This window comes from Marinoscillum sp. HNIBRBA16962 (assembly GCF_057801515.1).
Map to the genome: position 1 here is coordinate 5,897,973 of NZ_CM173603.1, position 16,439 is coordinate 5,914,411.

General features: G+C 44.2%; 4 protein-coding genes and 1 CRISPR repeat array. Of the genes, 3 read left to right on the forward strand and 1 reads right to left on the reverse strand.

Features of this window, described 5'->3' with window-relative positions; genetic code table 11:
• Positions 1-109 precede the first annotated feature (109 nt).
• Genes cas9 through cas2 form a run of 3 tightly spaced genes read left to right on the forward strand, consistent with a single transcriptional unit; the run spans position 110 to position 6,111 of the window.
• Entirely contained in the window at positions 110-4,834 is a 4,725-nt protein-coding gene (gene cas9, locus AC3E9V_RS24565) for a type II CRISPR RNA-guided endonuclease Cas9 (protein ID WP_488750817.1), read from the forward strand.
• 33 nt (positions 4,835-4,867) lie between these two features.
• Entirely contained in the window at positions 4,868-5,761 is an 894-nt protein-coding gene (gene cas1 / locus AC3E9V_RS24570) for a type II CRISPR-associated endonuclease Cas1 (RefSeq protein WP_488750818.1), read from the forward strand.
• Positions 5,758-6,111, forward strand: a complete 354-nt coding sequence (gene cas2, locus AC3E9V_RS24575; protein ID WP_488750819.1) for a CRISPR-associated endonuclease Cas2 — start codon at positions 5,758-5,760, stop codon at positions 6,109-6,111. The genes cas1 and cas2 overlap by 4 nt, the downstream gene beginning before the upstream one ends.
• Positions 6,112-6,216: 105 nt before the next feature.
• Positions 6,217-7,834: a CRISPR direct-repeat array (repeat unit 36 nt; unit sequence CCTCTGCTAAAATACAATCTGAAAGCTAATCACAAC).
• A gap of 225 nt (positions 7,835-8,059) precedes the next feature.
• On the opposite strand, the gene AC3E9V_RS24580 is transcribed toward cas2, so the two are convergent.
• Positions 8,060-16,408: a DUF8202 domain-containing protein gene (locus AC3E9V_RS24580; RefSeq protein WP_488750820.1), complete on the reverse strand. Its 8,349-nt coding sequence runs from the start codon at positions 16,406-16,408 to the stop codon at positions 8,060-8,062.
• Positions 16,409-16,439 lie beyond the last annotated feature (31 nt).

A 16,439-nucleotide genomic window follows, 5' to 3' on the forward strand; every position in this document is an offset into this window, starting at 1 on the left:
AAAGCCCCGCATGGTAAGGCGAGGCAGCTTAAATGTTTTCACAACGGAATAATCCTTATTGTGATTAGCTTTCAAATTGTAAGTTTAAAGATAACGATCATTTTTAATAATGGAAGAATCAAAGGGAAAAAAGATTTTGGGATTAGATCTGGGTACCAACTCTATTGGGTGGGCTTTGGTCAATGTTGACTATGAAAACAGGCAACAAACCTTTTTGGGGAATGGGGAGATTCTTGGGGTGGGGAGTAGGATTATTCCTATGAATGAAGCTTTGCTTTCAGAGTTTGGAAAAGGGAATACCGTTTCTCAAACCGCAGAAAGAACTGATAAAAGAGGTATCAGGAGGTTACGCCAAAGACATCTACTCCGACGGGAACGATTACATAGAGTATTGAACATACTAGGCTTTCTTCCAGAACATTATGCCGAGGATATCGATTTTGAAAAAAGGTTAGGACAGTTTTTTGAAAATAAAGAGCCTAAGGTTCCATATCGAAGAAACGGAGACGGGAAATTCGAATTTCTTTTTAAAGAATCCTTCGAGGAAATGGTGCAGGACTTTAAGGAAAATCAACCTTCTCTATTTTACAAAAAGAAAAATGGAGATGAAACCAAAATCCCGTATGACTGGACCATTTATTACTTGCGAAAAAAAGCTTTGTCTGAAAAGATATCCAAAGAAGAATTGGCCTGGCTTATCCTCCATTTTAACCAGAAACGGGGGTATTATCAGTTGCGAGGAGATGACATAGATAAAGCAAAAGATGATAATAAACACATTGAGTTCATTGAAACACTGGTCACTGATGTTATCGATACCGGAGAGCTACAGGGCAAAGATCAAAGGAAATATAAAATTATTCTGGGTAATGGGCTATCCTTCATAAAACCAAGCAAAAAGGAAGTTGAATGGAAAGGAAAAACACGCGAGTTTATTGTAACCACCGAACTGAATGATGACGGATCAGAAAAAATGACCAAGGAAGGGGATGTTAAGCGCTCTTTTAAATCTGTTGATTCAGAAGAAGATTGGATTGCTATTAAAACCAAATCTGAAAAGACAATCAACGAGAGTGGCAAAACCGTAGGTGGCTACATCTATGACACTCTACTTCAAAGGCCCAATCAAAAGATCAGGGGCAAGCTGGTAAGGACGATCGAGCGAGACTTCTACAAAAAAGAATTTGCAACTATCCTGAACAAGCAGGTTCAATTACAGCCGGAGCAGTTTACCGGCGAACTTTATGAGAAATGCGTAAAACATCTATACCCCCACAACACCTCTCATCAGACTGATTTGCTGAAGAAAGATTTTGTTCACCTACTCACAGAAGATATCATCTTTTATCAGCGCCCTTTAAAAACAAAAAAATCACTGATAGAGGAATGCAAATATGAGTACAGGGCATACACTGACAAAGAAACCGGCGAGAAGAAAAAACAATGGTTGAAATGCATAGCAAAAAGCCATCCGTTGTATCAGGAGTTCAGGCTATGGGAGTTTGTTCAAAACCTTAAGATCTACGAGCGGGAAAGACGGATAGACGGCCGGCTACAAACCGATGTAAATATTACTGATGGATTACTCCCCTCCATTGAGGACAGGGCAAAGCTCTTTGAAGAGCTAAACAATAGAAAAAGCATTAAGCAAAAGACCTTGCTTGGACATTTCAAAAAGGACGGAAAAAAGCTGACGGAAAAAACTTACCGCTGGAATTACGTGGAAGACAAGGAATATCCCTGCAATGAGACACGAGCAGGGTTTATTACCGTCCTAAAAAAGAATAAAGACTTTGATTGGGCGAAGTTTTTGACCCAGAAAAAAGAAATTGAATTATGGCATACCCTTTATTCCATTTTAGAGAAAGATGAACTTAAAAACGCACTAAAAAAACTAGCCGGACGGCTTGAAATAGATCCTTGTGTCATCGAACCGTTCAATGACTACCCCCCTTTCAAAAGGGATTACGGAGCCTTTTCATACAAAGCTTTAAGTAAGCTTTTACCATTGCTGCGCCTCGGAAGCCATTGGAAAGAAACAAACATACCAAGCAAAGTAAAAAGTAGAATTGAGAAAATAATCAATGGCGAAGATGATGATACCATACAGCTATTAGCCCGGCAAAAGGCATTTGACAGGAATCTCGATTCCATGGAAAAATTTCAGGGGTTACCTCTTTGGCTAGCTTCTTACGTGGTGTATGGAAGGCATTCGGAAGTTAGCGAAAAAACCTTTTGGAAAAAGCCGGAAGATATAGTGCGATTGAAACAGCACTCACTTCGTAACCCCATTGTCGAACAAGTGATTAATGAGACACTGCAAGTGATAAAGGACATTTGGGCCTATTATGGTGACGGTCAGGAAAATTTCTTTGATGAAATACACGTGGAGCTGGGAAGAGATATGAAAAACCCTGCCGATAAAAGAAAAAGAATGACAGAACGGATTACTGAAAATCAAAACACTAATCTGAGAATTCGGGCTTTGCTGAGAGAGCTAATGAATGACCCAAGTGTAAATGGTGATGTGAAGGATTATTCCCCAAGCCAACAAGACTTGTTAAAGATTTATGAGGAAGGCGTGCTGACTGCTTCAGAAAAACTACCTGATGATATTGAAAAGATTAGCAGAAAAGCAGAGCCTACCCAGAGAGAAATTCAAAAATACCGTCTATGGATGGAGCAAAAGTATGTTTCTCCATATACCGGGCAAGCCATTTCCTTGAGCAAGCTGTTCACTTCAGCCTATGAGATAGAACATATCCTTCCTCAGTCCCGATATTTTGATGATTCCCTCAATAACAAAGTGATCTGTGAGGCTGAGGTAAACTCGCTGAAGGATAACCAGACCGGTTATGAATTCATTGAAAAGCATGGAGGTGAAATTGTGCCTTGTGAAAATGGGAAACAAGTAAAAGTATTTTCCAAAGAAAAATACGAACAACATATTCAACGAAGCTTTAAGGGCAGAAAAAAGGAAATCTTGCTGATGCAGGACATTCCTGAGTCATTTACCAACAGGCAATTGAGTGATTCCCGGTACATCAGTAAAGTAGTCATGAAGCTCATGAGCAATCTCGTTCGGGAAGAATATGAAGAAGAAGCTACATCAAAACATGTGGTACCTGTCACTGGAAAAGTGACGACCCAACTAAAAAGGGATTGGGGACTAAATGATGTGTGGAATGACCTGATTTCTCCTCGCTTTCAGCGGATGAATCAGCTTACTGGGACGAGTGATTTTGGATATTGGGATGAAAAAGGTGGTAACCGGTTCTTTAGGAATGAAGTGCCTCACGAATTAAGAAAAGACTTTGACCCTAAGCGCATTGACCACCGTCACCATGCCTTAGATGCCCTGGTTGTTGCCTTGGCAGACAGAAGGCACGTCAATTACCTAAACAACCAAAGTGCGGCAGCATCTCAAAAAGATGAGCGATTTGACTTGCGCAATAAACTGAGACGGTTAGAAGAAAAACAGGTCAGGGATAAAAAAACAGGAGAATACAAAACCATTCGGGTAGCAAAAGAATTTCTGAAACCCTGGAAAAATATTATCAAAGAGATCAAGGATAAGCTTGCAGTAACCGTGGTGAGTATCAAACAGAATAAGCGAGTGATTAATAAAAATGTAAACCACTATGAAAAGTGGAAAACTGAAAATGGAGAGTTAAAGAAAAAATTAGAGAAACAGGTCAGGAATGCCGACTGGTGGGCAGTAAGAAGGCCACTACACCTCGAAACGGTTTATGGCAAAGTCACCTTGCAAAAACAAAAGGAGGTCTCCTTAAATGATGCCATCAAAGATTGGGAGCACATAGCAGATAGGCAGCTTAGGCAAGTAGTGAAAAACAAAATCAAAAATGGGTTAACAATTGATGAGGTTATTCGGCAATTCAAAAAAGAGCCTTATATCAGGGAAGGTGAAAAAGTTGGCCGGGTGCAGGTTCATTATGTGGATATCAAAAACCCTGATGCCGCAACGCGTAAGTCTCTGGATACTTCTTTTAATGAAAAAACCATAGAGAGTATCACAGATACGGGCATCCAAAAGATACTTCGGAATCACCTGAAGTCTGAAAAATATAAGGACCAAACAGATGAAAATGGTAACCCTATTCCTGCTCATGAGCTTGCATTTTCGCCGGAGGGAATTGAAGACCTAAACCAAAACCTGAAGCAACTGAATGATGGAAAAAGTCATCAACCAATTTATAAAGTAAGGAAATATGAAGCTTTAGGAAAAAAGTTTTCTGTTGGGGAACAAGGGAATAACGGGTTGAAATATGTAGTTGCTGCCACCGGAACCAACTTATTCTTCGCAGTATATGAAGGCAAAAACGAGAAGGGCGAAACGGTTCGTCAATTTAGTACCGTTCCCTTGAATGAGGTAATTCCTCAATTGAAGGATGGCTTCAATCCAGTACTGGAAAAGTTCATAGACAAAAAAGGAAATGAATACTCATTGCTTTTTTCACTTTCTCCCAATGATGTAGTGTATCTCCCAACAGAGGAAGAAATAGAAAATCCAGCATTAGTTGATTTTGCCTGTCTCTCCAAAAAGCAACGGGAAAGAGTTTATTTATTTATTGATGGGTCAGGAACGACAGCAAACTTTATCCCGGGAAGTTCATCCAAAGTTATATTTAATTTGAATAAAAAAGATCAAGCCAAAATAGGTTTGAATTACCCCATTCAAAATGAATATGGAGTGGGAAGCCCTCAATCAAAAAATCAAAAGTCTCTGGATGAAAGGATGATTAAGGAACACTGCTGGAAACTGGAGATAGACCGTTTAGGGAACTTGAGAAGAAGCAATAGTCAGTCTCGTTAAAGTGGAGAATAACTATGAATCAAACCTTTGACCATGATCAAGCGCACCCTCTATTTTGGCAATGAAGTGCACCTGAGCACCCACAAACATCAGCTGGTGGCCAGCTACCCGGACCAGCAGGAGAAAAAGGTACCGATAGAGGATATTGGTGTAGTGATCCTGGACCACCATAGTCTTACTCTTTCCCAGACCCTGCTGGGCAAGCTCCTGGGCAACAATACTGCAGTGATCACCTGTGATGCCCATCACCTGCCACATGGTCTGTTTCTCAACCTGGATGGCCACCACACCCAGCAGGCACATTTCACTGATCAGGTCACTGCGACGGATGCCCAAAAAGCCCGCTTCTGGCAGCAGACTGTACGGTATAAGATCACCAACCAGGCCAGCCTGCTTAGCCAAAATGGTTTTGAAGTGCAAAACATGCTCCGGTGGGCCGATAAAGTACAACCGGGCGACCCAGACAATTTTGAAGCCCGGGCAGCGGCTTATTACTGGCAAAAGCTATTCGTCGATCACCTTACAAGTTTCAAAAGAGGACGCTTTGAAGGTGAGCCTAACAACCTACTCAACTATGGCTATGCAGTGCTGCGGGCCATAGTGGCCCGGTCGCTGGTGGCTTCCGGACTTTTACCTACCCTGGGATATTTTCACCAAAACCAATACAATGCCTACTGCCTGGCCGATGACGTGATGGAGCCCTACCGGCCGTTTGTAGACGAGCTGGTGCTGGAGCTGGTGAGAAGCGAGGATGATTACAGCACATTAACGACGGAGATCAAGCAGAAACTGCTTCAGATCCCCGTACTGGATGTGACGATCAATAAGCAGAAAAGTCCGCTGATGCTGGCCGTGCAACAGACCACCAGTAGTCTACATAAGTGCTATGCGCGGGAAGCTAAGCAGATCAAGTTTCCGGTTTTATGAACCCGAACGGAGTCAGTACAGAACGTTTTAACCAATACCGGGTTATGTGGGTAATGGTATTTTTCGATTTGCCGGTAGAAACCAAAAAGGATCGATACAATTACCGAAAGTTTGTAGACCGGCTGGAAAAAGACGGTTTTAGCCGCTTCCAGTTCTCCATTTTTCTGAGGCACTGCCCCAGTATGGAGAATGCCCAGGTGCATATCAAGCGAATAAAAGCCGGCCTGCCTCCCAAAGGTCACGTGGGCATTGCCCATTTGACCGATAAACAGTTTGGGATGATGGAAGTATTTTACTCCGCCAAAAAAGAAAAACTACCCCAGCCTTCGCAGCAGTTAGAGATGTTTTGACCGGTAAAAAATCAAAAAACCTTCGAGGTTTTGAAAACCTCGAAGGTTTAGAGGTCGAGATATGACCCGTAAGTTGCTGATTTTTAGCAGGTAATACCAGGGTATCCTCTGCTAAAATACAATCTGAAAGCTAATCACAACAGATCCTGTTTAGTACCCCAGAAGTGGTAACCTCTGCTAAAATACAATCTGAAAGCTAATCACAACTAAGGTCTAACTTACTAAATTCTACCTTACCCTCTGCTAAAATACAATCTGAAAGCTAATCACAACCAGAAATAGGAGCTAACCACCAAGGCGAACCCTCTGCTAAAATACAATCTGAAAGCTAATCACAACACGATGTTTTGTTAACCAGTAGGAGCAATACCTCTGCTAAAATACAATCTGAAAGCTAATCACAACACATTCCCCGGCCTGCCGGGCAAGAATGCTCCTCTGCTAAAATACAATCTGAAAGCTAATCACAACATGACGGGAGCCACGGCGCTAAGGATCAATCCTCTGCTAAAATACAATCTGAAAGCTAATCACAACTACTGATTTGATTTTGTGTCCTCCCCTTCACCTCTGCTAAAATACAATCTGAAAGCTAATCACAACCGCAATCACGTACTATTGAAAGAACCCACCCCTCTGCTAAAATACAATCTGAAAGCTAATCACAACTCCATGATGTCCACCATGGAGCTTAATTCTCCTCTGCTAAAATACAATCTGAAAGCTAATCACAACCAGACTTTGGGCGCGAAACAGCCAATAAGACCTCTGCTAAAATACAATCTGAAAGCTAATCACAACTGTACGGTCGATCTCCATACCAGCGTATCACCTCTGCTAAAATACAATCTGAAAGCTAATCACAACAGATATTCAGGTAAGAATCCACGTTTAAAACCTCTGCTAAAATACAATCTGAAAGCTAATCACAACGATGCTGCACTTTGTCAAAAAGCTTACCTACCTCTGCTAAAATACAATCTGAAAGCTAATCACAACAAAGGATATAAGAAAGGCCCATTGAAACTTCCTCTGCTAAAATACAATCTGAAAGCTAATCACAACGTAGACGCAGGAGGTATCTCAAAAGACTCTCCTCTGCTAAAATACAATCTGAAAGCTAATCACAACCGGTTTTTCGCCTGGTGTGCCGGCACCAGCCCTCTGCTAAAATACAATCTGAAAGCTAATCACAACTAATAGTAACAGGTAGGGAAGGAGAGTAACCTCTGCTAAAATACAATCTGAAAGCTAATCACAACGATATAGTTTGATAGGCAGGATATCATCTCCCTCTGCTAAAATACAATCTGAAAGCTAATCACAACGATGATCTGGTTGGAGAAATGCAGGAAAACCTCTGCTAAAATACAATCTGAAAGCTAATCACAACCGGCAGTAAAGCGGATGCTTCGGGCTGCCGCCTCTGCTAAAATACAATCTGAAAGCTAATCACAACGCGTTCTTATGATCACATACTGGAGAGTGTCCTCTGCTAAAATGCAATCTGAAAGCTAATCACAACAGATCTTCAAACAGGTCATACAACCAGCCACCTCTGCTAAAATACAATCTGAAAGCTAATCACAACAATCCTTCAGGGGACTTCATAAGTGGACCGCCTCTGCTAAAATACAATCTGAAAGCTAATCACAACTCACAATCTCGCATTCAGTTGTTTTCCCTCCCTCTGCTAAAATACAATCTGAAAGCTCACAACTAATGGTCTTTCGTGACCGATCCATAAGCTCATGGTTTTAGGCGTTAACTGGTATTAAGGTAAAGAATCTTCAAATTAAAACCTTAACTGTAACCTTTCCACCACAAAGATCTCTCTCGCTGATTTAGAAATATTGGAGTTGTGATTCACCTACCTCTTACCAAACCCCGGCAGCTTAAACCGCATCACCACCTCGCCGGTATCTTTATCAATCTCTATCTTCTGACCCTATTGCCTGTCGATAATGAACTTAGCCTCTGCAACATTTTCACCCGATTCGATACGGAGAAGGTATATGCCATCTTGTAAATCAGAAGCATTGATGGCCAACACATTATTTAATGCCGGCTTCAGGGTTTGTGACTTGATCGTCCTTCCGGAGAGACCTATGATCGACACCTGTAAATCAGTTCCAAACTCCATATTAGCTGTCGACACATAAAACACTTGCTCCAGGACAGGGTTTGGATAAACGACCAGTTTGTCAGTAGTAAGCCCTCCTGTCACATTAATGGCAATGATCTCTGAATAGGAGGTTTTGCCATCAAAATCGGTTTGCTTGAGACGATAAAAATAAATACCTGTACCAGTCACCCTGTCAGCAAACTCATAGGTGAGCTGTTGACTGGAATTACCTGCGCCAGCTACCCTGGCAATCTCAGTAAAGTATTCACCATCCCTGCTTCTCTCCAGGGTGAAAAAGTCATTGTTAACCTCCGAAGCGGTGCTCCATTCAATTGCTACCACTTTGTCAGAATTCCTTGCCCTGAAGTATAGTAATTCTATAGGCAGTACCGATTCTCCGTCAAATTCGGGATTCAGACTGGAGAATGAACTCAGCTCCAAAACAAAAGCATCCGCTGATGCCGCTGAAAAGTCTACAATGGTCGGACCTTCGTTTGTGGAGGGACCACCAACAGTCAGCGGGTCCAGGTCCGTATCACCATCAATTTTCAATACGGTCATCGCCGCTAAAATATCAGCCGTTGATTCAGAGGTACCGTAATCACCATTTGCGCGGTTAGCCAGGTCTGTAGCTTCCTGGTCAAGGGAATACAGTCTTACATACACATTTGTAGACGGAGGGGTGGCAGGTTCGATGTACCAGTTCCTGTTTAAGTAGTAGAGGCCTCCTGAAACCCTTACATTGCTCTCACCATTCAATATCCGGATGCCCCAGCAAGTTGACCCCAGGTCATTTCCAAAAGGATTGATAGAGAATACGAGATTACCTGACTGATCAGTAAAATCGATCCATTGATAACCGCTTAAATCGACACATTGGCCGCCTGCAGCTTCGTAATCTGCCAGTATGGTCCGAACATTATTGATACCTGCTGCGGGTGTTGCTGAATTAAACGGGTCGGTGTACGTTCGGGCTTCCACATAATCCGGGATCCCATCCACATCGGTATCGGTATCTGTGTCGGCAGCAGCAGCACCTCCAGCCAGTAAGACATCCTCCAATGCATCGGAAATGCCGTCACCATCACTATCGTTTCCGCCATTTGTGGTGGGGTCGTTAACATCATTAGGATTGGTATTATTGACAACTTCGGTATAGTCCGGCACCCCGTCTCCATCCGTATCAGTCGAAAGATCGGGATCTGCAGCTCCTCCCTCTGCATTGATCAGCACCTCAAGTGCATCCGGCAGTCCGTCTCCATCTGCATCAGAATCTCCCGAAGTGGTAGGGGAATTGGCATTAAACGGATCAGAGCCATCTGTCACTTCACGATAGTCCGGGATGCCATCTCCATCGGTATCCGTAAAGACTGTGACCGGAGCTGAAGCTCCATTGGAAATCAAAATATCTTCCAGGGCGTCACTGATCCCGTCACCGTTGATCCCGGTTGAGGCATTCGAATCGGTACCTCCTGCGCCTCCGCTTACGGGATCATCACCGTCATTGTATAATGTGCCGTATGCAGACTCAAAGTAATCAGGAATGCCGTCCGTATCCGTATCTGTTAAAAGGTCAATCGTCGTGCCTAAGCCAAAATGAGTGCTGCCGGTAAAATCAACTGCAGAAAAAGTAACAACATCAGAAGTGAAAGACTCTGCCGAATAGCTTCGTAAAATACCATCGGTAAAGTCATCATTGACATCCACGATCAAAGAAAAATCCGAAACGTCTTTGGCGCTGTATCCTAATCCTGTTAAATCAAAAGCCACTGTAACGGTCCCGATATTGTTGGTTTCGGTGACTCCCCATTTCCGGGTCATTCGGTCACCCATCCCCGGAGGGACACCGCCAGTCGTTTCGGAGGTAGCCCCGTTATCATTCCCCCAGACCAGAAAATCTCCGTTATTCAGGTTGGAAGCATTACTGACCGTGACAATAGCATCAGTACTGATACTCTGTGAACTTCCCTGGGAGAGTCCGTATGTGGAATTGGCCCCGATGCCTGCTATATCATTACTATAAGTGGTTTGACTATAGATAGATGTGCCACTATTATAGGTATAGTTCAGTGACGTAATATCCAGCGTGAGACCATACTTAATAGCAAGGTAAGTCTCGATATCTCTTCTTTCAGTGTCCGTGAGCGCGGAGGTATACACCATGATCTCGGCTATATCACCATCTATCGACCGGTCATCAAAGCCCCGGTCAATGCCCACATAATAGTTATGGGTAGCGTCAGACAAATTGGAAACAAAAACCCTGGAATGCAGCTCATAAGAATCCGGCCTGGACTGTGTGGTTCCATCACCTATATCCGTTCCATCTACATAATTGTCACCGTTCCTGACATCAGCAGGCGTGTAGGTAGCATTGAACAACTGCGAATCATCACTGTGACCATGACCGATACCGTCACCGTCATCATTGGTGAACGGAGTGGCCCACTGGGCTGTGGAAGTGTCACGGTACACAATAAATACCGACCTGGGATTCAGATTAGTAGGAGCCAGCTCCATATAAGTATAGCCGTCATCAAAATTGACAACCGGATTGCCATTGAGGGAATTGGTCCGGTAAGTAGGTCTGCGGGCAAAGGTGTTTTGAGTCACATCGTTGTTGTTGCCACTCTGGTCCCTCCAGTATTCCACCAGGTCGCTGTTTTCCGCATCGTTTCCATCTGCTTCCTCAATCCCTTCATCGGCTTTGAGCCAAAGGGTCAGTCCGGTCACGTCCGGCTGTGCAGGTAATGCCAATGTAAAGTAATTACCGCTATCCAGACTGACCGTACTGAAAGTCAGCGTATCATTACTCAAAGTAGATGCGGAGACAGATGACGAAATAGTAGAAAAATCTCCATCCGTATCGATCAGCAGCTCATACAAAGATGCTGTTTGAGGGCGTTCACTGAAATTATCAATACCACCGGTATAAAGCTTGATCGTGACTGCACCGGGACTTCCCACCACAGAAGCTCTCCACTCTGCAGGCAGCCGCTCATCGTAGCCTGCTGGCAGCTCTGAGCTTTGCGGAGTGGTTTTGCTGCCCCCGTCGTTGCCCCAGATGATATATTCACCGTCATCCAGATCAGCGGCCGATTCCATTTTGATGATGGCCCCGGTATTCTGCGAAACAGATTGTACCTGATCCAGACCATAGTCCAGGTGCATTCCAATACCCGCTATATCATTTATGTAAGTAGTAAAGGCGAAAACATCTGCGCTGTCCGCCGTGTAAGCATCCAAGGAAACATCCAGGGTAATGCCATATTTTAATGCCAGGTAGGATTCAACATCCCTCCGCTGGTTGTCGGTCAGCCTTGCACTATAGCTCAGGACCTCTGCCACATACCCTTCGTAAGCATTGTCCCCATCAAAGTTATTACCAATTCGGATCGGATTGTCTGACACGTTGGCAAACGTTCCGGATGTGGTTACAGTAAATGAACTGCCGTTTGCAAATAGATCCTGGGATGAAGCTCCTGCATTATTTCTTGCATTGAAAATCACTGCATTATCATTACTTATGGATGAAGCGGTGGCAGCTGCATCATATCCATCAGTATCCAAAGTCTGTCCGAAAAGATCATTTCCTATAATATTTTGATCACCTACGTAAAATCCGCTGGCAGCCTGTGTTTCAAATCCCAGGACAAAACCATTCGCAAGGGTATTATTTATTGCAGCATCCGGTTTGATCACCACAAAATAATCATGGGTGTAGAATCCATTGATCGTCTCGAGAACATCACTGTTGAAGTATATGGCATCATTGTAATTGATCTCGTCGCTGACTAATGTGGGCTTCAGACTGGTGGCTCCCTGTAGTACGTCATTTCCATTGCCACTTTGGTCAGACCAGTTGCTAACCAGATTACCGGAGGAGGTTATTCCCTGATCAGCCCTGAGCCATAGTGCCAGCCCTGAGCTTCCCGGGGATGCGGTCTGGACGTCACCGCCTATTGTGAAATAGTCTCCATCGGCAAAATCCACATTGTCAAAAGTGACTATGTCCCTGCCATTTACATTGGAGATGGTTCCCGAACTATTTACGGTTGCACCGGAAAAGTCATCCGGTATGGTGGAACCAGTCGCCAGGATAAATAGATTGATGGTGGAGTTGTCAATGTCAATCCCTAAGGAGGTAATGTCAAATGAAATTGAAACCGTACCTACACCATCACCGCCAAATTCGCTGATCGTCCAGATCTTCTCAAATCTTTCTGAATTCCCCGGAGGAACATCACTGGTAGTGAAATCATTTACATTGCCGTCATTTCCCCATACCAGGTATTCGCTGTCTTCCAGGTCAGAAGCATTTTCAATCCTGACTATGGAACCTGAATTGACGCTTTTGGAACTGGTCTGATTCAGGTTGGAAGCTGTACTCATCCCGATCCCGGCAATATCATTGGGATAGCCGGTATCATCAAAAATGGCTGTGCCTCCTGCGGTGTAGGCCTGGGAAGTAATATCAAGGGTGATACCATACTTAATAGCCATGTAAGTTGAGACATCTCTTCGGTCCGAATCACTCAATCGCGATGTGTAGCTAATTATTTCGGCAATCGTCCCATTGTATGGATGACTTGGAGTAAAGCCCACTTCATCACCTACCTCGTAAGATGCATCATTGAAATTGGTATACGTTCCTACGTTTGTTTCAGCGTTCAGCACATCTACTCCATTGTAATAAATTTCATGCCCTGTACTCGCCGCATTTTCTCTGGGGTTTATAACTGCCGGTTGATTCAGGTCTGCAGATGTAGAGGTGAATGCCCCCCTGTAGCTGGCACCGCTTCCTGCGCTATGAGTAATGACTTCATCAGCGATCTGGGCGGAAGTAGGACCCAGGCCGAGCCGTGCAAATTCTCCAGTCTCAAAACTCACAATTGTACCGGAGGATTCGCCACTATTGTAGATCTCATTTGGGAAAGTAACCACAAAGTATTCCTGAGTATAAAAACCAGCATCACCAGTCAATACGTCTCCTCCATCAAAGCTGAGAACGGCATTGCCATTTAATTGCTCTGATAAATATTCCGGCTGTGCATCTGCTGTAGCCTGTACTGCATTGTTGCCATTGCCACTTTGGTCTGCCCAGTCTGATACATTGTTGCCATTCAGTGTTACACCTGTTCCTGCATACAGCCATAGCGCAAGGTTGGTGCTTACACCACCAGGGGTAGGAGGATCATCCGCTCCCAGAGTGAAATAATCCCCATCTGCAACGTCTATTCCTGAAAAGGTGACAACAGATCCTGATAATGAAGGGTCAGAAGTGACCGTACCAGAAGCCATCGTTGCACTACTGGATATTATGAGATAGTAAGTACCCCCCGAAACAAGTCCCACAGTACCAAGGTCAAAAGATATATCCACTGTACCAACATCCCCGGTCTCATCCATCCTCCAAACCCTGGTCATCCGGTTGTCAATACCAGCTGGTATATCACCAGTAGTCAGGCCTGTGGTTGCACCATCATGGCCCCAGACCAAAAACTCTCCATCATCCAGGCCGGAAGCGTTGGCAAATGTTAACACGCCGCCACTTTCGCTCGTTGAGGATGTCTGATTCAGACCTTGCGAATCATCACGTCCTATACCGGCAATGTCATTTACATAAGTTGTATAGTTATAAATATCAGTACCACCTACTGTATAACCTGAGGCTGAAATATCAAGGGATATCCCGTATTTTATAGCCAAGTAAGTTTCAATATCCCGTATTTCCGTTGAAGTTAGAGTTGAAGTAGTATATGCCAGTAACTCCGCAATATCTCCATCGAGTTCATTTCCCCCAGTATCATCGTCCCCAAGTACATAATCAAATGTACCTGTAGTTCCTGTACCAAAACCCGTACCGTAACCTGATTCCAGGGAGGTACTGTTTTCAAAAATATCGGCTGAATTTCCCGAATGATCAATCCTCCATAAAGTAGCTGCACTCTGAGCAATTGCGGATGAAAAATCATTATTACTTGCGTATCGACTGTCTAAATAAAAGTACCGATCATCCCCTGATCCACCTCGGAATTCGAAAAAAGCATCATCCGCAAAAGTAGCCGCATCGTTATCAACTCCTACCAAAAAGAATGTCCAATCTCCGTCATTATTATCAAAAGTACCTTGCAGCGATGTTGCATTTGCATTAAACCTGACTACCGGATTGCCGTTGATAGCATTTGCTACATAGGTAGGATAATCACCTGCAGATTCTGTAGCATCATTTCCATTACCACTTTGATCAGACCAATCAGAAACAGCATTATCAGAATGAGTGATCCCGGCATCCGCTTTCAGCCAAAGCGCAAGGTTGCTGCTTATACCCCCCGGACTTAACGGGTCAGAGACACCTAAAGTAAAGTATTCCTGGTTATCTATAGATACGCCTGAAAAAGTGACAATTTCCCTGCCATCCACATAGGAAATAGTCCCGGCAGCCGATACCGCAGCACTGGAAAGATCTGTCGGGATGGTAGCTCCGCTGGGAGCTGTCAACAGGTTAAATGTCCTGATAGTCAATCCGAGTGATGTGATATCAAATGAAATATCCACCGTTCCTGCTTCACCGGTTTCAGACACTCGCCATATCCTGGTCACACGGTTATCTATCCCGCCAGGAACATCACCGGTAGTGGTAGTTGTCGCTCCACCATCATTTCCCCAAAACAAAAACTCTCCATCCGAAAGGTCAGAAGCATTGGAGATCTCCACGATTCCACCGGAAGCACTCTCCCCGGAAGTTTGTGATAGTCCCTGTGAATCATCTATACCGATGGCAGCAATATCATTCTGATAGCCTGAAAGGTCGGCAGGGGCAAAAATCTCAATCCCGTCAAGTGTATAACCTGTCGTAGAAACGTCCAGGGAAATCCCATATTTAATACCTAAATAGGTTTCCACATCCCGGATGTCGGATGCACTCAACTCGGAATAGAAAACGATGAGTTCGGCAAGGTCACCATCATATAAAAATCCGGCTCCATCGGACCGCGCACCGATCAGTACATCAGTTGTCTCGGTGGCAGCTCCAATTGTAGCACCTGAGATATCTGCTGTCCCGTTGATATAACCATTCAGGTTACCCGTATTGATTGCCGTCGATGAAATATTCCACGAACCCGTCACCACAGCAGAACCTGTCGAAAGGGTACCGCCAATAATCTGACCATATTCAGTCCCTGAGACCCGAAACTGATATTGTTTGTTTGCTTCCGTCGCACTTAGTGCCCTGGAGAAGATCGTCCCGGTAGCGTCTGTATTAAAAACGGAGAAAAACGTCCATTCGTCCGTAGAAGGTTGAAGGTCAAGGATGTCGCCAAGGTTCAGGTAGTCATCGTTCCCGTCAAATTGTATTGCCGGATGTCCATTTACGGCATCTTCCACATACAGGGGTTTGGTACATCCTACATCTGAGGCTATGTGACCGTTGCCACTCCAATCTTCCCATGAACCCACTTCATTATTACTTGTATAGGCCACTCCGCTATCTGACCTCATCCAAAGCAGAAGTGATTCGGAGACATCACCAGGACTCAAGCTCACTGATGGTCCGGAACCCACTTTGGTTCCTGTGATCGTCACATTATCAAATGCCACACCCACATCAGTGCAGCAAGCCGCATCCGAAGCAAATATCACCCGGAACCTTGCCTCACAGATGAACTCAAGGTCAGAGGGGAGTGTTATGGATGCTGTTTGCCAGGCATCATTATCATCAGCCCATCCGTCTTCACCCAACTCATCAATATCCGTTTGATTATACCAATTTTGCCCTTCACCGTATGAACCCAAAACCGACCAGTTCGTTCCACCATCAGTAGAGTATTCTACATTGTACCCGTCATAGTAGACACCGGCAACTTCATCTACTGCTTCATATCTTACATCTATACTAAAAGTGAGATCCCCATACAACGACAGGTCTATAACCGGACTGGTAATTTCAGCATATTCACTATTCCCATAGTTTGCCCCATCATTCGGGTAGCCCCAGTAGTTGCCATCAGCGCCGGTCCCGAAACTGTTGTCTCCGCGCACCCAGTTATTGGTACCCGTATTAGCCCAACCTTCATCACCCGTATCGAAATCGGTTGAGTATGCGGTGGTTTGAGCTAATGCAGGAATGCTAAAAAAAAGGATGAAAAGGCTGCCGAGCAAAAATTTCATATAGGCGAGTAATTGTTTGAATCAGGTAAAT

Bases quoted from the DNA above. Each gene is read 5' to 3' on its own strand.
- cas9 (WP_488750817.1), top strand. From the start codon at position 110: ATGGAAGAATCAAAGGGAAAAAAGATTTTGGGATTAGATCTGGGTACC.
- cas1 (WP_488750818.1), top strand. From the start codon at position 4,868: ATGATCAAGCGCACCCTCTATTTTGGCAATGAAGTGCACCTGAGCACC.
- AC3E9V_RS24580 (WP_488750820.1), bottom strand. From the start codon at position 16,408: ATGAAATTTTTGCTCGGCAGCCTTTTCATCCTTTTTTTTAGCATTCCT.
- cas2 (WP_488750819.1), top strand. From the start codon at position 5,758: ATGAACCCGAACGGAGTCAGTACAGAACGTTTTAACCAATACCGGGTT.